Raw genomic sequence first — 18,586 nt, forward strand, 5'->3', positions numbered from 1 at the left:
CACATCTTACAACTGATCCAAACGATCAAACTTCCCGGCGATATCGCTTTCTGTCCAATGCGGCACCCAGCCTTCCACGTTGTCGAAGAAGCGCAGCGCGGTGAATTCCGGTGCTGGGCCCATATCGAACCAGTGGGGCGTATTGGCAGGCACGCTGATCAGGTCATTGCGGGTACACAGCACCTGATACACCTTGTCTTCGATATGCAGGCAGAATAGCCCCTGACCTTTAACGAAGAAGCGCACTTCATCTTCATGGTGACGGTGTTCGTTCAAAAACTTCTGCCGCATCGCGTCTTTTTCCGGGTGCGTGGGCACCATATGCAGCACGTCGACGGTTTGATAGCCGCCCTTGGCTTTTACTCGGTCAATATCTTGCTGGTAAAGCGCCAGAATGTCTTCCTGGGTGGCATCGTCGGCAATTTCGCCCGGTGCTGCCCAACGCTCAAACACTACGCCGACCTTGTTGAGCTCGGCGGCAATCTGCTCGCCGTCGGAGATGTCCATTAGGGCATCGTTAGGGTTCTGATCAGCAAAGACTTTCAGTTGCGACATCGTAGACTCTCCTAAAAGGCAATTTCATCAAAGCGAGTAACACAAGCATGGGTATTGCCCGCCTGAGTCCCTTCGCGCACCAACTGCAGGGTTCGCATGCCTGCCTGTTTGGCGGCGTCCAACTCTTCGACCACATCCGACAAGAACAGCACTGCCTCCGCAGGTAGATCAAGCTCAGCGATAATCCGCTGATAGGCACTAGCCTCGCGTTTATGACCAATATGGGTATCAAAGTAGCCACTAAACAGCGTGGTCAGGTCGCCCTCATCGCTATAGCCGAACAGCAACTTCTGCGCCTGAACAGAGCCTGACGAGTAAACGTAGAGCGCTTTGCCTGAATCTTTCCACTGGCGCAGGGTGGGGGCCACGTCGCTATACAAATGCCCTGTAAAATCACCGCGTTGGTAGCCATCCGCCCACACCATCCCCTGCAAGGCTTTTAATGGGGTGACTTTTTGGTCGGTCTCGATCCAGTGCAGTAGCTGGGCAATGACGGCGTCCAGCGAGGCATCAGGCTGCCCCATTTCACGGCGCACGGCGTTGATCTGCTCGACAACCGCGGGTGTGTCTGCATTCGCGCGTAGAAAGTCGGGCAGCTTGGCCTGAGCGTAGGGAAACAGCACCTTATGTACGAAGTTAATATCCGTGGTGGTGCCTTCGATATCGGTTACAACGGCGCGAACAGCTGGGTTACTCATTTAGACCACCGGTTCTCTTCAAGTACACAGGACAGTAAAAATTCAATGGCTTCCAAGTGCCGACAGCAACTAGCGATGCTATCGCCCACGGCATAAATACCGTGCCCCGCCACCAAAAAGCCCCAGGGCATCGGCCAACCGCTGCGTACATGCCTGGCAAGCTCCTCCATATCCTGCTCATTCGGCACGACGGGTAGGCGAATAGTCGCATCATGGGTCACGTTGCCCTGCAGGGCTTTTTGCATCTCGAAGCCGCTTAACTCAATGCCGTTTGGAAAGCGCCGCGACAGCACAGTGCTTGCTAGGGTATGGGTATGCAGCACGCAGTTGATGGTCGGGTCTAGCCGATAAAGCGCAGCGTGAAGATCACTTTCTGCGCTCGGCTTACCGTCGCCGGATAGTACTCGGCCATCCAGATCGCATAGCAGTAGGTCATCGGCCTGAATACGGGTTTTATCCCGGCCAGAAGCGGTGACCCAATACCCCGCCTCTGTGCGCGCAGAAAAGTTGCCGCCAGTGGCGGGTGTCCAGCCTTGCTGCGCCGCCCATGAAATGGCGGCCAGCAGTTCAGTTTGTAGCGTCATCATCGGATCTGCGTCGCCTCATCTAGTAGCAGCCATTCTATATGATAAGCTTCGCGCCTGATAAGCCGCGCTGTTGTTCAGTTAGTCAAGTTCTGCCAGTCCAGTCCAAGTGCTCAAGGAGTTCATCGAATGCCTCAACTTCAATCACGCAGTTTGCGGGTCTATGCCGACCACCTTGAGTATTTGGATCAAACCCAACTGCCCCAGGCGGAGCAGTGGGTACGCTGTGACTCGCCTGAAGACTGGCAGGTTGCGGTTAAAAGTTTAGCTATTCGCGGTGCACCGCTGATTGGCTTGAGCGCAGCCTTTGTGCTGGCGCAGTATGCCGCCCGACATCCAGACGGTGATTGGCAGTTGGTAAGCGATCGCTTGCGCGCTACACGCCCCACAGCGGTAAACCTAATGTACTGCCTGGATGCCATGGAAGCCTGCTTTGAGCAAGGCGCCGGCGCCCTGGCCGAACGTGCCGCTGCACTGTTTGCTGAAGACCGGGCGCTGTGCCAGCAAATGGCCGAGCGTGGCGCTGATTTGTTGAAAACAGGCGACCGTGTGCTGACCCACTGCAACACCGGAGCGCTGGCCACCGCGGGTGTAGGCACAGCGATTGGCGCGCTGGCAGTGGCCAAGCAGCGTGGTATCGATCTGCATGTGTATGTGGATGAAACCCGCCCGCTACTGCAGGGGGGCCGTTTAACCGCCTGGGAAATGGCTGATTTAGGCATCCCCTATCAACTGATTGCTGACAGCATGGCCGCCAGCCTCATGGCGGCGGGCAAGGTAGATAAAGTCATGGTGGGCGCTGACCGCATCTGCGCCAACGGCGACTTTGCCAATAAAGTGGGCACTTACATGCTGGCGGTGATCGCTCACTACCATCAGGTACCGTTCTATGTAGTGGCTCCTTACACCACGGTTGATCCCGCCTGTGCCACCGGCGCGGATATTCCCATCGAGCAGCGTGACAGCGCCGAAATACGCGGTGTCTCGGGTGCCTTTGGCGACGTAGTGTGGGCGCCCAGCGATGCTCCCGTATGGAACCCGGCGTTTGATGTCACCCCTGCCAAGCTCGTTACCGCTTGGATTTTAGACACCGGCGTATTCGATGCTGCGGCCATTGCTCGGGGAGAGCATTGTCAGGGTAGGGGCTAGCGGAATCGTTAACCCAATAGCGTTAGCTCATAGATATGGCGGATGCGTTGACCATCCCAGTCATAGCCGAGATGACGCCCTTGCCGTGTTGCGGAGAGCGCGGGTGGCCGTAATACAGCGGCACACTCGCCATCCGGGTCTCGAACGCTGGGGTAAACGATGCCATCCGTCTGCTCCTCCCACGCCTTTCTACCCAAGGTTTGCCCGGCTGCCCAGCTATCCGGATCGAGAAGCGCTTGGGCAGCATTCTGTCTTCGTAAATCAATCAGTTGGCCCGTTAGATCCGACAGATAAACACGCTGCTGAAGCATCATGGGCGGCTCGTTTGACTCCCCCATAAAGCGCTCTGCGTGGTACACAGTTTCAGCAATGGCCGTGGCTTCGGTTAACGCGCAGTAGTAGGCGCCAAAGGTGCCATCGCTAAAACGTGAGCCGGTCGCAGGGAAGTGGCAAAAGGCCGCCATGACGGGAGTCCATCCAGGCCCGTAGCGGCGGTCTCCGTCGCGAACCAGATGGATCGCGCCCGCTTCTTCACGAAGCCTAGCCGAGGTCTCGCCTTCCAGTTCATTGAGTAATTCCCAGTCATCAGCATTGCTATTGACGCCTTCGAATAAATCAATGGGAGGGAAGCGCGAGGGAATAACCCGATAACTGGGTCGCCAAGTGACGTTGCTTAGCGGGAACGTCATGCATGGCCCCCACCACGCGCGGCATCCAAATGTTGGCGAACAACGTAGAGGTCGGAGACCTGACCATTTAACAGACGTTCCATTGGCGAGTGGCCGGCAAAAAGAGGGTTGCGGTTGGCTCGCTGCAGCCAGCTGTTAGCGGCTTCTTTACTGGGCAACAGTATATGCAGCGCTTTATAGATGCCGAGAATCAACGACATCCGTTCCAAGTGATTAGCATCAAGCCTCGCCTGCTCAGGCGACTGCTTCCAGCGGCGGTAGGTGGAGTCCGGTACCCCTAACAACAGCGCGGCCTCGCTCTCTTTCAATCCCCAAGCGTGGGAAATATTGGGGTAGGTGCGCATTGCTGCAGCCCCCATTTCGCGGCGTTTGTCGGCTGTTTTATGCTGAATGGACATATAGCTTTCTCCTCACTTACGTATAGTTTACGCCAAGTGAGCGGTTTTTAAAAATATCGACCATTTGAGCTGTCGCGCTGGTGTCGCTGTTTTACTCGGCTTCCCTGTGCGCCAGAATAACGCCCAGAAACCCCTCACCGTAATCCGCCAGTTTGCGCGCGCCGATACCGGAGATTTCGCCTAATGCCGCTAGGCTCTGGGGTTTCTGCTCAACCATTTCGGCCAGAGTAGCGTCGTGGAAGATGACATAGGCAGGCACGCCCTGGGCCGCAGCCAGTTCGCGACGGTGCTGGCGCAGGGCTTCCCACAGCTCCCCTTGGGGCAGCGTGGTAGAGGCGCCTTTGCTGCCCCGCCGAGTGGCGCTCTTGGCCTTGCTTGGCTTGCGCAGGGTGAGGGCGTGTTCGCCGCGCAGCACCGGCTTGGCGTTGGCCGTGAGCTTAATGCCGCCGTGGCCCTCCATATCGACACTTAAATAGCCGCTGGCAATCAGCTGGCGAAAGAGCGCTTTCCACTCATTAGCCGTTAGCTCTTTACCAATGCCGAAGGTGCTTAGGCGGTCATGGCCAAAGCGGGTGATGCGCTCGTTGCTTTTGCCTAACAGTACATCCACCAAGTAGGTCACGCCGAAGCGCTGCTCGGTGCGGTAGACGCACGATAGCGCCTTCTGCGCCGCCACGGTGGCCTCCCAGGTCTCGGGTGGAGTTAGGCAGTTATCGCAGTTACCGCAGGGCGCATCCAGATGATCGCCAAAGTAATGAAGCAGCGCCTGGCGGCGGCAGCTGATGATCTCGCAAAGCCCCAGCATGGCGTCGAGCTTCTGCTGCTCAATGCGCTTTTGCTGGTCGGCGGCGCTGGAGTCCTGCTGCATCTGGCGTAGCGTGATCACGTCCTGAAGCCCGTAGGCCATCCAGGCATCGGCGGGCAGGCCATCGCGCCCGGCGCGGCCGGTCTCCTGGTAGTAGGCTTCGATGCTCTTGGGTAGGTTGAGATGCGCCACAAAGCGCACGTCGGGTTTATCAATACCCATGCCGAAGGCAATGGTGGCCACGATAACCACGCCATCTTCACGCAGAAAACGGGTCTGGTGGTGCTGGCGCTGCTCGGCGGGAAGCCCCGCGTGGTAGGGCAGCGCGGTCAGTCCCTGGCGCTCGAGCCAAGCGGCGGTCTCTTCCACCTTGCGCCGGGAAAGGCAGTAGACAATACCCGCCTCGCCGTCGTGGTGTTCGCGGATAAAGCGCAGCAGCTGTTCCTTGGCGTTGCCCTGATTTTCGGCAATATGGTAGCGGATATTGGGTCGGTCAAAGCCGCTGTTATAAAGCGCTGCTTCGTGGAGCTGCAGATGCTCCATGATGTCGTGCCGGGTGGGCACATCGGCGGTGGCGGTCAGCGCTATGCGCGGCACCTGGGGAAAGCGCTGGTGCAGGTGGGAGAGCTGGCGGTACTCGGGGCGAAAATCGTGGCCCCACTGGGAGACGCAGTGGGCTTCATCAATGGCGAACAGGGCAATGTGAGCCTGTTCCAGCAGCATCTGCATACGCGCCGTGGCCAGCCGCTCGGGCGCGATATACAAAAGATCCAGTTCCCCCGCCCGCAGGCGGTTCTCCACCTCGACCGCCTCGTGATAATCGAGGCTGGAGTTGAGGTAGTCCGCTCTGACCCCGTTCTGCTTCAGTGCCGCTACCTGATCCTGCATTAGCGCGATCAGCGGCGAGACTACAATCGCAGTGCCTTCGCGCAGCAGCGCAGGGATCTGATAGCACAGCGACTTACCGCCGCCGGTGGGCATCAGCACCAGCGCATCGCCCCCAGTGATCACATGCTCGATGATCGCCTGCTGCGGGCCGCGAAAGCTGTCGTAGCCAAATACCTCCTGCAGCACCTTCAGGGCTTCGGGGTGGGTGTCGCCGTGCATCAATGCTCTCCCTTGTCTTGTGCTTAAGAGAGAATTGTCGCACGAAAAACGTATGCGGCGTCTGCCTAGCGAATCCCCGCCCTTAAGAAAGACTGCACAAATTGACGTTGGAAAAGCAGGAAAGCCACCAACAGCGGGGCGATGCTAAGCAGTGTGGCGGCGCTAACGGTGGCCCAGTTAACCCCGGTTTCTGGCGCAGAGAAAACGCCTAAGCCCACCGTTAGCGGACGGCTCTCTACCGAGTTGGTGACCACTAGCGGCCAGATAAAGTTATTCCAGTGGTGGCTGATTGAGACCAGGCCATAAGCTAAATAGGTAGGCTTAGCCAGCGGTACGTAAACCTTCCACAAAATTTCCAGCCAGTTGCAGCCTTCGATACGGGCGGCGTCTTCAAGCTCCTGGGGGATGGTTTTAAAGGTCTGACGGAGCAGGAAAATACCTAGAGCGCTGGCGACATAAGGCAGACCAATCCCGGTGATGGTATTGATCAGCCCCAGTTCGCTTGCGATGCGGTAGTTCTCCACAATCAGCACTTCGGGAAACACAAATAGCTGAATCAGCACCAGCATAAACAAAACGTTCTTGCCGGGAATCGGAAATCGGGCAAAGGCAAACGCCGCCAGGGTGCAGACGATAAACTGGCCAATTACCACCCCCGTCACCAGCGCAAAGGTGTTCAGGTAGTAGCGGGCAAAGGGCGCCTGTGACCAGGCATTGGTGAAGTTCTCCAACGTCAGCGGGGCAAAGAGCTGAAAATTTACCATAAACTCGCTGGGGTGGAAGGCGGCCCAAAAGGCATACAGCAGCGGAAAGACCCAGATAACCGCCAGTAGCCAAGCAGCCACCGTTTCAAGTGACGGAACGAAGACGTAACGAGAGCGGGACGCATAGGTTTTTGAGTTCTTGGCATTTGAGTTCGTGGTGGTGTTCATTGGTAGTGCGTCCTGCGGTCTAAAATCGTGAACTTCAGCGTGGCCACTACCGCCAGTACCACCAAAATCACTACCGTAATGGTCGCCGCCGTAGTGCGGTCAAAGAACGAGAAGGCGTTCTCGTAGACGTAATAGAGCAGCAGGTTGGTGGCGTTGTTGGGCCCACCTTTAGTCAAAATAAACAGGTGATCGACAACCCGCACCGAATTAATCAACGCATTGATCAGCACAAAGAGCGTAGTGGGCATCAGCAGCGGAAAGGTGACTCGCCAGAAGAAACTCCAGCGGCTAGTGCCTTCAAGATCTGAGGCCTCTTTTAACTCGGGTGGCATGCTTTGCAGCGCCGCCAAGTAGAAGATCATAAAAAAGCCGGCTTCTTTCCACACCGACATCACAATCACTGAGCCCAGCGCGACGCTTGGGTCGCCTAGCCAGTTAACGCCTGGGATTCCCAGTGCGCCGAGCAGACTATTGAACAGGCCAATTTGCGGGGCGTAGAAAAACATCCAGATATTGGCGGCGGCGATCATGGGCAGAATCGTCGGCGTGAAATACGCCATACGCACAAAGCCGCGCCCCGGCAGCTTGCCGTTGACGAACAGCGCCATGCCCAAGGCCAGCGCGATAGACGTGGGGATGGTGCCCAGCGCGTAGAGCAGGTTATTGCGGGCCACCTTCCAAAACGTGGGGTCATCGAAGAGCACCTGATAATTTTCAAGCCCTACAAATTCAGTGGGCGCACCGCGAAAGCCGGGTAAAAACAGGCTGTTAATGACCGTTGTCACGGTCGGTAAATAAGCAAAAGTGGTCAGCAGTACCGCAGCGGGCAGCAACAGAAGCGCGCCGTAGAGCTGCATTTTGCGGTGGTTGGTGAATGACATAGTGACGTACCGCAATTTGGAAAAGCCGGGGCATGCCCCGGCGAATAGTTAAATATTTAACGCTTAGCGGGCGTAGCGACGCAGCACGCTGTCGGCTTCTTGCTGTGCCTGACTAAGCGCTTCTTGCGGTGTCATTTGCCCGGTCAGCGCAGCTTGCACAGCGTTATCCAAAGCGCGGCGAATGCGGCCGCCTTGGTAAGTGGAGAGTTCCGCCGTGCCGTGTTCAAGCTGGTCGCGGGCCACCGCTGCTGGCGCGAATTCTTCTACGTAGCTTTGCAGCGCATCGGTTTCATAGGCGACGGGGCTAACGCCCATATAGCCGGTTTCAATCGACCAGGCAGCGGCGCGCTCGGGAGCGGTCATCCAGCGAATAAAGGTCATCGCGGCGCGCTGCTCATCTTGGGTGGTATCTTCAAAAATGTAGAAGTTGCCGCCGCCGGTAGGGCTGCCACGCTGGGTTTTCATCGGCAACATGGCGACGCCAAAATCAAAATTGGCTTCACTACGCACGGCGGTCAGGTTGCCGGTGGTGTGCCACATCATCGCCGTGGACTCTTCGAGGAAGTTCTGGCGTAGCGTACCCCACTCGATAGTGCCGTCGGGCATGGCATTGTGCTCGGTGGCCAGGGAGACCCAGTACTCCAGCGCTTCAACCGCTGCGGGGTCGTCAAAGTAGACTTCCGTACCGTCGTCGCTCATTAGCCGGTGGCCGTTCTGAAAGGCGAAGGCCTGGAACATCCAGTAGGGGTAGCCAGTGGACGGCACCATCACGCCCCATTGGTCGCCACCGGAAGCTTCGTGCACGGTGGCGGCCATTTCAGCCATCTCTTGCCAGTTTTCTGGGGGCGTTTCGGGGTCGAGCCCGGCAGCTTCAAAGGCGTCCTTGTTCCAGAACAGAACGATGGTGGAGCGCTGGAAGGGGATGCCATAGGTCTTGCCATCCAACTGGCCATTTTCCATCAAGCCGGGGTAGAAACTGTCGAGCCACTCGCGTTCTTCGTCGGTTTCGATTAAATCATCGAAGGCGACGATGGCGTTCTGCTCAATCAGTTCGTAAAGGTCGATTGAGAACATGACCGACAGCTGGGGCGTGTCGCCCGCTTCCATCGCCGACATGGCGCGCACGCGGGTGTCGTCGTAGTTACCGGCGTAGATCGCATCTACATCGATATCCGGGTGTTCGCTCTCAAACTCTTCTACCAAGTTATCGACCACATCGGTGAGTGCACCGCCCACTGCGACGGGATAGTACATGGTGAGTACAGTCGGGTCGTTGGCGGCGGCCTGACCGGCACTTAGCAGGCCAGCGGTGAGTGCAGAAAGAGCAAAGGGGATACGGGCACGCATGGGAAACACCTCAACGTTGGGGTTGGAGCTGCGAGTGGGGCGAAACACTTTCCGCTGACAGTGCAGCGGCGGGTAATAATGAGTAAGCGGAGAGGTCATCACGGCGCAGGCCGTCTCCACCGAATAGGTGAGCGGCCTCGGCTGTCCAGCCGATCCGACACCGCTGGCCAGCCAGCCTATGGCGGCCACTGAGTCGAACCCGCAGGGTATGATCACCGACTGCCAAATGGACGATGGTATCGGCGCCCAGATATTCATCGCTGATCACCATCGCGGGTACGCCAGTCGTCGAAGTGGTGCTTAGAGCGATATCCTCCGGGCGTATGCCTAGCTGTCCGCCGACGGCTTCTAATGGCGCCACGGGCGTGGTGGGCTCCCCATCAATAACCGACGCCTGGTCACCCTTGACCAGCGGCAGCAGGTTCATGGCCGGGCTACCAATAAAGCTGGCGGCGAAGGCGCTGGCGGGGCGGTTATAAAGTTCGTCGGGCGTGCCGTCCTGCACGATTTTACCGTGCTGCATTAAAATAACGCGGTCGCCCATGCTCATCGCTTCAACTTGGTCGTGTGTGACGTAAATCACTGTCATGTTCAGACGACTTTGCAGTGCTTTGATTTCCCTGCGCATATCGCTACGTAGCCGCGCATCCAGGTTGGAAAGCGGCTCATCCATCAGGCAGATCGGGTGTTCGGAGATAACAGAACGCGCCAGCGCCACTCGCTGGCGCTGGCCGCCCGAAAGCTGGGCAGGTTTGCGGTTTAGGTAATCGGTAAGATCAACCAGCTCGGCGACTTTCGCCAGCCGTTCGCGCTGTTCTGCTTTGGGCACCTTGCGGCTGCGCAGGCCAAACACAATGTTGTCGGCCACGCTCAAGTGCGGAAACAGCGCGTAGGACTGAAACACCATGCTCAGTCCACGATCCCCCGGCGGCAGGCGCGTGACGTTGCGATCACCAATATGGATTTGGCCGTCGCTGGCCTCTTCCAGGCCTGCAATCATACGCAGCGTGGTGGATTTACCGCAGCCAGAAGGGCCCAGCAGAATGACAAATTGCCCAGGCGTGACATCGAAGGAGATGCCATCGACAGCGGTGGTCGCGTCCCAACGTTTGGTGACGCGCTCCAGGCGGATACGCGATTGGTTTGACATAGCACACACATCACCGGCTGTTGGTTGTTATTGATCCAGCTTGTGTTGAAGGTGTTGCCGTTGTATGACACTTACATGGATGGTTTATGACAGCAGCTGTGTCAAGCAGAAAATCACTTGGCGACTTTAATGCCATAACGCTGCAGCCTGCGCACCACGCTGGATTGACTGATGCCCAGCCGTTCAGCGATTGCGTAGGTGCTGGGTAGCGTGTTGCACAGCTCTTCAAGCGTTTCCCGTTCCAGCCGTGCCAAGTACTGCTTGAGGGTTTCCTGGGGTTCGAGCGCTGTTATCGGCTTTGCTGCTAGCGAGGCGCTCGGCAAACTGGCGGGATGCTGCTCGGCGTGAGGAAGCACGGCGGGCACCTCGATTTGATCGGTGGGGCTGGAAAGCCAGGCTCGCTCTAGCCAGTTCTCCAGCTCGCGGACGTTACCCGGCCATTCACTGCCCATCAACGTCGACCAAACGCGGGTATCTAGGATTTTTTGTCGTCCATAGCGCTGGTTAAGTCGGCTTAAGCAGGCTTCAACTAGGTCGGGAATATCCTCACGGCGGTCGCGAAGTGGCGGCAGGGTGACGGGGATCACATTGAGGCGGTAGTAAAGGTCGAGACGAAACCGCCCGGCCTCAACCTGTTTTGCCAAGTCTTGGTTAGTGGCTACGACCAAGCGGAAATTGACCTTGCGTGGGCGGGTGTCTCCCAGTCGAGTCAAACTGCCATCCTGAATTACCTTGAGCAGTTTCGTTTGCATCAACAGCGGCAGCTCGCCTATTTCATCCAGAAACAGCGTACCGCCCTCGGCCTGCTCTAACAGTCCCGCCTTACCCTGCCGAGCGGCACCACTGAAGGCGCCGGGCTGGTAGCCAAACATCTCGGACTCAAACAGATTCTCGGGAATCGCCGCGCAGTTCACGTCAATAAAGGGGCCGTCACAGCGCTGACTCCAGCGGTGTAGCTGTTTGGCAAAGGCGGTTTTACCCACGCCTGATTCACCCAGCATCAGCACATTGGCATCTGAAGGGGCGACGCGCTTAAGCAGTAGTGCGATTTCGCGCATCACGCTGCTGCGTACCTGCAAATTGTCCAGGGCGTCATCCAGCGCCTGCTCTTCGGCATCGGGGGCAGCCTGGCTGCGCTTTAAATGCTCGCTAAAGCGTTTTTGCAACAGGGCATATTCGTCCTGCAATAACTGCAAGTCGGTTAAATCCCGCGAGCGGCTGATAATGCGTTCCAGCTTGCCGTCGACGAACACCGGGTAGGCTTCAGCAATCACCCGGCGGCCTGTTCCGGTTATCTGCATCAGCTGTGCGGGCCTGCGGGTGCGCATCACTTCCATGGTAATCGAGGGCTTGAGCACGCCGGCGGCTTGCAACTGCTGAACACTGCTGGCGAGCAGCTCTTCCCGTGAAACGCCGTAAACTGCTTCGGCCCCAGGGCTGATATCGACTATCTGCCCATCGCCACTGACGATAAAGAAGTGGTCGTTGGCGGTCGCCACAATGGTCTGCAGCACGCGTCTATCTATTTCACTCATTCGAGTTCACTCACCTGATTTAGCCACCGACGATGCTTTCTAATCGAACCGTTTTTGAATTACCGATGCAATATTGAATTGAAGAACCGTCAATTTAATGCATTTTTGCATCGAATGGTCAAGGAAAGTGGCGGTTCTAGCGGTTCTAGCGGTTCTAGCGCCTTGGCACGCTATGTGCAATGTCTATTGATAGACAAGCCGCGCTCGCATTGCGATTCAACAATTTCAAATAACGTCTAGGTTCAAATAACGTCTAGGAGAGAACGATGTCGGAGTTTAATCAGCCCCTGGGTGGCAATACCATGCCGCGCTTTGCAGGCCCCGCCACCATGATGCGCCTGCCTTCCCAAGAGACTGCCGAGGGGTTGGACGCGGCATTTATTGGCATCCCTATGGATATCGGTACATCAAACCGTCCCGGCACGCGACTTGGCCCACGCCAGATCCGCGATGAGTCGCGCATGCTGCGCCCCTACAATATGGCGACCCGCGCCGCGCCCTTTGAAAGCCTGCAGGTGGCTGACATCGGCGACGTACCCATCAATACGTTTCACCTGCCGAAAAGCGTCGACATCATCACTGCCTTTTATGACGACGTGCTCAAGCACAACTGTATCCCTCTAACCCTTGGCGGCGAACATACGCTAACCCTGCCGATTCTACGCGCCATGGCGAAAAAGCACGGCCCGGTAGGGCTGATCCATATCGATGCCCACGCCGATGTTAACGAGCACATGTTCGGCGAGCCGATTGCTCACGGTACGCCGTTTCGTCGTGCCCAGGAGGAGGGCTTATTAGCCCATGGCAAAGTCGTGCAAATCGGCCTGCGCGGAACCGGCTATGCGGCAGAAGACTTTGACTGGTGTCGTGATCAGGGCTTCCGTGTTGTGCCCGCCGAAGAGTGCTGGTACCGCTCGCTGGCGCCGCTGATGGAGCAAGTGCGCGAACAGATGGGCGATATCCCGGTGTACATCAGTTTCGATATCGACGGCTTGGATCCTTCTGTTGCCCCCGGTACTGGCACGGTAGAGATGGGCGGACTGACCTCAACCCAAGGATTAGAGCTGGTTCGCGGTGCGGCTGGGCTGAATATAGTCGGCTGCGATCTGGTAGAAGTGTCACCGCCTTACGATCCTAGCGGCAATACCGCGCTAATGGGCGCCACATTGCTGTATGAAATGCTCTGCATACTGCCGGGCGTTAAGCATAGTAACTAATTTAGATAGTAAGAAAGTTTAGATATTAAGAAAGCGCCGATCTAACAAGGCGCTATTAGCCGCCAGCCCACCTCCAATAATCACTTCCAATGGGTGAACCCTATGTCGTACAGCAACGTTAAATCGGATCAGCCGAGTCCTTCGGCACCGATACCCCCTGCGCACTTACTGAAATTTCTGATCCCCTCCATTATTGGGGTACTGCTGTTTTTGGTTCCCTTCCAGGTCGGGGACTCTATTAATATTGGCATGGGTATGATGGCTGATGGCTTGCAAACGCTGCTAGGATCAGCACTTCCCGCCATTGCGGTGGTCATTCTCTGCCTCTCGGTGGTGGTGACGCTATACGTCAAGCTCGCTAAACCTAGCTGGGCTCAAAGCGGGCCCTTTCACGATATGTTCGATGTGGGCGTCATTTGGGTTGCGATGCGAATTCTTGGCGCCATTTTCGTCATCATGACCTTTTTTCAGTTTGGCCCAGAGTTTGTCACCGCCTCGTTTACCGGCGGGGTGATGCTCAATGACTTGGCGCCGGTGCTGCTGACGTTCTTCTTCTTTGCGGCGCTACTGCTGCCGTTTCTGGTCGAGTTCGGCTTTATGGAGTTTATCGGCACCATGGTGCGCAAGCCTTTCCGGTTTATCTTTAATCTGCCGGGACGCAGCGCTATTGACGCCACCGCTTCATGGATGGGCTCGGGTACTGTCGGTGTGCTGATCACCGCCCAGCAGTACGAGCAAGGCTACTACAACGGCCGCGAAGCCTCGGTGATCGCCACCAACTTTTCGGTCGCCTCCATCGCTTTCAGCCTGTTAGTGACCAACTTTGTCGAGATTAACCACCTGTTTGTGCAGTTCTACTTCACGGTGGTGGTCTCAGGTTTGATCGCTGCGGTTATCGTGTCGCGGATTCCTCCGCTGTCGCGTAAATCCAACGACTACTATGAGCCGGTAGGCTGCCAATTAAGCGAAGAGCGTAGCGAAAATGTAGGCCTGTTCCGCTACAGCCTGCTGCAGGCTACCCGTCGCGCAGGCAGTGCTCCTGGGCCGCGTCAGTTAGCCCGCTTGGCTCTACTCAACGTCATCGATATTTTCCTGACGCTGCTGCCGCTGGTATTTGCGATTGGTACCGTTGCGCTGATTTTAGCCGAGTTTACCCCGCTGTTTACCTGGCTTTCCTACCCCATGGTGCCGGTGCTCGAACTGCTGCGTATTCCTGAAGCACAGGCGGCCGCCCCCGCCACGCTGGTAGGGTTTGCCGATATGTTCCTGCCGGCGGTGTTGGCGACCAACATCGAAAGTGAGCTGACCCGATTTGTGATTGCCTGCCTCTCCATGACGCAGTTGGTGTATATGTCAGAGATCGGTGCGCTGCTGCTCAAATCGAAGATTCCCATCAAGTTCTGGGAGCTGGCGGTAGTATTTTTACTGCGTACCGCGATTACGCTGCCGATCATCGCCTTTATGGCCCATACATTTTTCTTCTAAGGGGCCTGCGATGACCTGCGCTGAGTTACTGATTAAAATGCTACGCGATACCTATGGCGTGCGCGCGCTGTTCGGCATTCCCGGTGTGCACACGGTAGAGCTTTATCGCGGGCTGGAAGGCAGCGATGTACAGCACGTCACTCCGCGCCATGAGCAGGGCGCGGGGTTTATGGCCGACGGTTATGCCCGCGCCAGCGGTCAGCCGGGCGTTTGCTTGATTATCACCGGCCCGGGGATGACCAACATCGCCACCGCCATGGGCCAAGCCCTGGCGGACTCGATTCCCATGCTGGTGATCTCCAGCGTCAACCGACGCGATACGCTGGGTTTGGGCCAAGGGCGGTTGCACGAGCTTCCCAGCCAGCAGCAAGTGATTAGCGGTGTGGCGCGGTTTAGCCACACGCTGCTGGATGCCAACACGCTGCCCGAGGTACTCGCCCGCGCTTTTGCCGTCTTCAACGGTGCGCGCCCAGGCCCGGTGCATATCGAAATCCCCATCGACTTGTTTAATGCGCCGGTAAAAGCGCCGGTTTCGTGGCAAGCGCCCACGATTTATCGAGCAGCGCCTGATCCCGAAGGGCTTGCCGAAGCAGCTCGGTTGCTACGCGCGGCGCAGCAGCCTTTAGTGCTGTTAGGGGGTGGCTGCGTATCAGCACCAGAAGCCGCGCGAGCATTAGTAGCAAAGCTCGATGCGCCTACGGTCACGACCATCAATGCCAAAGGGTTGCTAGGCCGCGACCACCCGCTGGATTTGGGGGCTAACGCGGCGCTACCCGCCGTGCGCGAACTGGCGGCCAACGCCGATGTGATTCTGGCGGTGGGTACCGAACTGGGGGAGACCGACTATGACGTGGTGTTTGATGGTGGTTTTCATCTCAATGGCACGCTGATCCGGATCGATCTCGACCCAGAGCAGCTGGTACGTAACCAGCGCGTCACGCTGGGATTAGTCGGCGATGCCGGGCGCAGTCTTGAGCTTCTGCACGCTCACTTCCCCGAGCCAGTAAAGCGCCACGGCACTGAAAGAACCACCGCTGCCTTGAGCGCGCTGAATCTGCAAAACGACCCTGCTTTTAGCGACTTTGTGCCGCTGTATAAAACCCTGACCGAGCACCTGCCCGAGGCGATTCTGGTGGGCGACTCGACCGCGCCGGTATATGCCGGTAACCACTTGGTCAGTCAGCCAGTGCCACGGCGCTATTTCAACGCCTCCACGGGCTACGGCACCTTGGGCTATGGACTACCCGCGGCATTGGGTGCGCAACTGGCGCGGGCTGATCTGCCAGTAGTGGCGCTCGTCGGCGATGGCGGGGTGATGTTTACCCTCTCCGAGATCGCCACAGCGGTCGAAGAGCGCCTGCCGGTGGTGATCGTACTCTGGCACAACGCTGGTTACGAAGAGATTCGTCGCTATATGGATGCCAACGGTGTGGCGCGCCTGGGCGTGGATATTCAGGCGCCCAACTTCCTCACCCTGGCCGAAGGTTTTGGCTGCCCGGGCGTTCTGGTAGAAAGCCCCGCCGAATTATCCGAGGCGCTCGCCAACCGCGAAACCAACGGGCCTCTACTGATCGAAATTGACGCCGCTGCCTGGCAGCGCGCGTGCGCCTTTTCTGAATAGGATATTTCCATGCCGTCACTCAGCCAGCAGCTTATCAACCAGCAAATGATCAATAATCAATTTATCAACAACCAGTGGGTCGCCTCTTCAAGCACCCGACTGCTCGACGTGATGAATCCCTACCGCGAAGAGCGCATTGCCCAGGTCATCGCGGGGGACGCAGCAGATGTTGATGCCGCGGTAAAAGCCGCCCAGCAGGCGCAGCCTGCCTGGCAAGCGCTGGGCGGTGCAGCACGGGCAGTGTTCCTTGAAAAGTTCGCCGATGGTCTGGAAGCCCGGCGGGATGCGATCATCACGCTTTCAGCCACCAACAACGGTAAACCACTCGCGGAAGCGGGTATTGATCTGGACGATGCGATTGCCTGCTACCGCTACTACGCGAAACAGGCCAGGGCGCTGGATGACCGCCAGGGCGAGTTGGTGAGTGTGGAGATGGAGGGCATTGAGGCGCGCACGTATCACGACCCTGTCGGCGTGGTAGGACTGATTGCTCCCTGGAATTTCCCGCTGGTGACCAGCGCCTGGAAACTGGCGCCTGCCTTGGCTGCCGGTTGCACCGCTGTGCTTAAACCTTCTGAAGTGACGCCGCTCCCCGAGCTGGTGCTGGCCGAGATTGCCCTGGAGATCAACCTGCCCGCGGGCGTGCTGAATCTGCTTAACGGCGACGGTGAGGGCATCGGTGCGCCGCTGACCAACCACCCTGGTGTGGATAAAATCTCCTTTACGGGCAGTAATCGAGTCGGCGAAGCGGTGATGCAAGCCGCTGCCGCTCGTACGGCTAGCGTGTCGCTGGAGCTAGGCGGCAAGTCACCCATTCTGGTGATGGAAGATGCCGACCCCGCTAAGGCCGCCGACTGGGTGATGGCGGGGATCTACTTCAACGCCGGACAAATCTGCTCTGCGACCTCGCGATTATTAGTGCATGAAGACGTTGCAGAAGCACTCTACGCTGCCCTTGCCGAGCGTATGGATGCGCTGACGCTGGGCGACCCGCTTGCCGAAGGCACCGACCTGGGGCCGTTGACCAGCGCCAAACAACGCGACGCGGTGCAACGCTATTTGGATATTGCCGAACAGGAAGGCCTTACGGCAGTGCGCGATATAAAGCACCGTATGCTGCCTGAACAAGGCTACTTCCTCGCGCCTACGCTTTACCGTGATGTGCCGCTAGAGAGCCGATTATGGCAGGAAGAGATTTTTGGCCCGGTGCTATGTGGTCGCAGCGTGGCAAGCGAAGCTGAAGCTATCCAACTCGCCAACGACAGCGACTACGGCTTGGCAGCCACCGTCATCAGCGGCGAACCCGAGCGCGCGAAGCGCATCGGTCGCCAGCTCAAAGCCGGTAGCATCTGGTACAACAGCGAACAATTAGTGCTACCCGAAACCGGCTGGGGCGGCTTCAAGCGTAGTGGCATTGGTCGTGAATTGGGCCCTTGGGGGCTAAGCGCTTACCTGGAAGTGAAACACGTAATTGGGCCTGCGGATTAACGTTTAGGAATTAGCTTCTGGCATTGGGTAACGCCGCGTTGATTTCCCGGCTTTTACCACCTGCCCCGGCACGTCATGGCCGATAAGGTCGGGGAGGGTGGCGGCGATCTCAAGCAGGGCATCCAGGTCGACGCCGGTATCGACGCCCATGGCCTCAAACATATGCACCAAATCTTCGGTGCATACATTGCCGCTGGCGCCGGGGGCGAAAGGGCAGCCGCCTAGCCCGCCTAGCGAAGCATCGAAGCGGGTAATACCCGCCTGCCACGCCGCTAGTGCATTTGCCAAGCCCATCCCGCGGGTGTTGTGGAAGTGCAGCGTAAACGGTGTATCCGGCCAGCGTCCAAGCACCGCCTCACACAGGCGCTTCACCTGGACGGGGTTGGCCATGCCGGTGGTGTCGCACAGCGTGATGCCCTGAATACCTAAGTCGATTAGTTTTCCGACCAGTTCCAGCACACGCGTTTCGGGGATTTCTCCCTCAAAGGGGCAACCAAAGGCCGTCGACAGAGAGGCGTTGATAAACACGCCGCTTCCCTGTGTCACTTCCAAAATAGTTGCGAACTGTTCAAGGGACTGTTCCAGTGTCATGCGCAGGTTCGCCAGCCCGTGGCTATTGCTAGCCGACATGACTAGATTGATCTCATCCACTTGGCAGGCCAGCGCCCGTTCGGTGCCTTTTACGTTGGGTACCAGTACGGTGATATCGACGCCCTCCCGGCGTTGAATGCCGGTCACCACCTCAGCGGCATCGCGTAGGTTGGGGATCGCCTTGGGCGAGGTGAACGAGGTCGCCTCGATGCGGCGTAGGCCAGTAGTGGAAAGCGCGTCGATCCAGCGGATTTTGTCTTCTGTGACTACAAAGCGTGCCTCAATCTGCAGGCCGTCCCGCGGGGCGACTTCGTTGATCTCTATCTTGGCGGGGCAAGGTGATAACTGGCGCAT

17 protein-coding genes are annotated in these 18,586 nt (G+C 57.8%); 5 read left to right on the forward strand and 12 right to left on the reverse strand.

Features of this window, described 5'->3' with window-relative positions; all coding sequences use genetic code 11:
- Positions 1-6 precede the first annotated feature (6 nt).
- From QT230_RS10370 to mtnB, 3 genes are read right to left on the reverse strand one after another with little or no spacing between them, the layout of a single operon-like run.
- The gene (locus QT230_RS10370) at positions 7-555 is read right to left on the reverse strand and encodes a cupin (protein WP_308321619.1); all 549 of its coding nucleotides are present in this window, start codon (positions 553-555) and stop codon (positions 7-9) included.
- An 11-nt stretch (positions 556-566) separates the two neighbouring features.
- Positions 567-1,253 carry an acireductone synthase gene (gene mtnC / locus QT230_RS10375; protein WP_308321620.1) on the reverse strand — a complete coding sequence of 229 codons (687 nt, stop codon included), beginning with the start codon at positions 1,251-1,253 and terminating at the stop codon, positions 567-569.
- Positions 1,250-1,840, reverse strand: coding sequence for a methylthioribulose 1-phosphate dehydratase (gene mtnB, locus QT230_RS10380; RefSeq protein ID WP_308321621.1), 591 nt, complete (start codon positions 1,838-1,840; stop codon positions 1,250-1,252). The genes mtnC and mtnB overlap by 4 nt, the downstream gene beginning before the upstream one ends.
- A 126-nt stretch (positions 1,841-1,966) precedes the next feature.
- On the opposite strand from mtnB, the gene mtnA reads away from it, so the two are divergent.
- Positions 1,967-2,986: an S-methyl-5-thioribose-1-phosphate isomerase gene (gene mtnA / locus QT230_RS10385; protein ID WP_308321622.1), complete on the forward strand. Its 1,020-nt coding sequence runs from the start codon at positions 1,967-1,969 to the stop codon at positions 2,984-2,986.
- 8 nt (positions 2,987-2,994) lie between these two features.
- Here mtnA and QT230_RS10390 read toward each other — a convergent pair whose 3' ends face one another.
- The 8 genes from QT230_RS10390 to QT230_RS10425 form a co-directional block, all read right to left on the reverse strand.
- Positions 2,995-3,675: an RES family NAD+ phosphorylase gene (locus tag QT230_RS10390; RefSeq protein ID WP_308321623.1), complete on the reverse strand. Its 681-nt coding sequence runs from the start codon at positions 3,673-3,675 to the stop codon at positions 2,995-2,997.
- A complete protein-coding gene (locus QT230_RS10395; RefSeq protein WP_308321624.1) occupies positions 3,672-4,073 on the reverse strand; it encodes an MbcA/ParS/Xre antitoxin family protein in 402 nt (133 codons plus the stop codon). Before QT230_RS10395 ends, QT230_RS10390 begins: the two co-directional genes overlap by 4 nt.
- 91 nt (positions 4,074-4,164) lie before the next feature.
- Complete coding sequence (recQ, locus tag QT230_RS10400) at positions 4,165-5,985, reverse strand: DNA helicase RecQ (protein WP_308321625.1); 1,821 nt, start codon at positions 5,983-5,985, stop codon at positions 4,165-4,167.
- 65 nt (positions 5,986-6,050) lie between these two features.
- Entirely contained in the window at positions 6,051-6,917 is an 867-nt protein-coding gene (locus tag QT230_RS10405) for a carbohydrate ABC transporter permease (RefSeq protein WP_308321626.1), read from the reverse strand.
- Positions 6,914-7,798 (reverse strand): sugar ABC transporter permease, encoded by an 885-nt coding sequence (locus QT230_RS10410; RefSeq protein WP_308321627.1) that lies wholly within the window; start codon positions 7,796-7,798, stop codon positions 6,914-6,916. Before QT230_RS10410 ends, QT230_RS10405 begins: the two co-directional genes overlap by 4 nt.
- Positions 7,799-7,861: 63 nt before the next feature.
- Entirely contained in the window at positions 7,862-9,145 is a 1,284-nt protein-coding gene (locus tag QT230_RS10415) for an ABC transporter substrate-binding protein (RefSeq protein ID WP_308321629.1), read from the reverse strand.
- 10 nt (positions 9,146-9,155) lie between these two features.
- Positions 9,156-10,295, reverse strand: a complete 1,140-nt coding sequence (locus QT230_RS10420; protein WP_308321631.1) for an ABC transporter ATP-binding protein — start codon at positions 10,293-10,295, stop codon at positions 9,156-9,158.
- Between the two features lie 113 nt (positions 10,296-10,408).
- A complete protein-coding gene (locus QT230_RS10425) occupies positions 10,409-11,830 on the reverse strand; it encodes a sigma 54-interacting transcriptional regulator (RefSeq protein WP_308321633.1) in 1,422 nt (473 codons plus the stop codon).
- Between the two features lie 266 nt (positions 11,831-12,096).
- Here QT230_RS10425 and speB point away from each other — a divergent pair, with 266 nt between their 5' ends.
- From speB to QT230_RS10445, 4 genes are all read left to right on the forward strand, one after another.
- Positions 12,097-13,047, forward strand: a complete 951-nt coding sequence (gene speB / locus QT230_RS10430) for an agmatinase (protein WP_308321634.1) — start codon at positions 12,097-12,099, stop codon at positions 13,045-13,047.
- Between the two features lie 102 nt (positions 13,048-13,149).
- Positions 13,150-14,532, forward strand: coding sequence for a YjiH family protein (locus QT230_RS10435; RefSeq protein WP_308321635.1), 1,383 nt, complete (start codon positions 13,150-13,152; stop codon positions 14,530-14,532).
- 10 nt (positions 14,533-14,542) lie between these two features.
- On the forward strand, positions 14,543-16,153 hold the full coding sequence (locus tag QT230_RS10440; protein ID WP_308321636.1) for a 5-guanidino-2-oxopentanoate decarboxylase: 1,611 nt from the start codon (positions 14,543-14,545) through the stop codon (positions 16,151-16,153).
- A gap of 9 nt (positions 16,154-16,162) precedes the next feature.
- Positions 16,163-17,641 carry an aldehyde dehydrogenase family protein gene (locus QT230_RS10445; RefSeq protein WP_308321637.1) on the forward strand — a complete coding sequence of 493 codons (1,479 nt, stop codon included), beginning with the start codon at positions 16,163-16,165 and terminating at the stop codon, positions 17,639-17,641.
- A gap of 3 nt (positions 17,642-17,644) precedes the next feature.
- Here the strand turns inward: QT230_RS10445 and QT230_RS10450 are convergent, their stop codons facing one another.
- Positions 17,645-18,586 carry a hydroxymethylglutaryl-CoA lyase gene (locus QT230_RS10450; protein ID WP_308321638.1) on the reverse strand — a complete coding sequence of 314 codons (942 nt, stop codon included), beginning with the start codon at positions 18,584-18,586 and terminating at the stop codon, positions 17,645-17,647.

The sequence above is a fragment of the Halomonas sp. SpR8 genome (assembly GCF_031010195.1).
In the GTDB taxonomy this organism is placed as follows: Bacteria; Pseudomonadota; Gammaproteobacteria; order Pseudomonadales; family Halomonadaceae; genus Vreelandella.

Coding starts and splice junctions, on each gene's coding strand:
- QT230_RS10450 (WP_308321638.1), bottom strand. CDS start 18,586: ATGCGCCAGTTATCACCTTGCCCCGCCAAGATAGAGATCAACGAAGTC.
- recQ (WP_308321625.1), bottom strand. CDS start 5,985: ATGCACGGCGACACCCACCCCGAAGCCCTGAAGGTGCTGCAGGAGGTA.
- speB (WP_308321634.1), top strand. CDS start 12,097: ATGTCGGAGTTTAATCAGCCCCTGGGTGGCAATACCATGCCGCGCTTT.
- QT230_RS10445 (WP_308321637.1), top strand. CDS start 16,163: ATGCCGTCACTCAGCCAGCAGCTTATCAACCAGCAAATGATCAATAAT.
- QT230_RS10425 (WP_308321633.1), bottom strand. CDS start 11,830: ATGAGTGAAATAGATAGACGCGTGCTGCAGACCATTGTGGCGACCGCC.
- QT230_RS10415 (WP_308321629.1), bottom strand. CDS start 9,145: ATGCGTGCCCGTATCCCCTTTGCTCTTTCTGCACTCACCGCTGGCCTG.
- QT230_RS10390 (WP_308321623.1), bottom strand. CDS start 3,675: ATGACGTTCCCGCTAAGCAACGTCACTTGGCGACCCAGTTATCGGGTT.
- mtnA (WP_308321622.1), top strand. CDS start 1,967: ATGCCTCAACTTCAATCACGCAGTTTGCGGGTCTATGCCGACCACCTT.
- QT230_RS10370 (WP_308321619.1), bottom strand. CDS start 555: ATGTCGCAACTGAAAGTCTTTGCTGATCAGAACCCTAACGATGCCCTA.
- QT230_RS10410 (WP_308321627.1), bottom strand. CDS start 7,798: ATGTCATTCACCAACCACCGCAAAATGCAGCTCTACGGCGCGCTTCTG.
- QT230_RS10440 (WP_308321636.1), top strand. CDS start 14,543: ATGACCTGCGCTGAGTTACTGATTAAAATGCTACGCGATACCTATGGC.
- mtnB (WP_308321621.1), bottom strand. CDS start 1,840: ATGATGACGCTACAAACTGAACTGCTGGCCGCCATTTCATGGGCGGCG.
- QT230_RS10435 (WP_308321635.1), top strand. CDS start 13,150: ATGTCGTACAGCAACGTTAAATCGGATCAGCCGAGTCCTTCGGCACCG.
- QT230_RS10405 (WP_308321626.1), bottom strand. CDS start 6,917: ATGAACACCACCACGAACTCAAATGCCAAGAACTCAAAAACCTATGCG.
- mtnC (WP_308321620.1), bottom strand. CDS start 1,253: ATGAGTAACCCAGCTGTTCGCGCCGTTGTAACCGATATCGAAGGCACC.
- QT230_RS10420 (WP_308321631.1), bottom strand. CDS start 10,295: ATGTCAAACCAATCGCGTATCCGCCTGGAGCGCGTCACCAAACGTTGG.
- QT230_RS10395 (WP_308321624.1), bottom strand. CDS start 4,073: ATGTCCATTCAGCATAAAACAGCCGACAAACGCCGCGAAATGGGGGCT.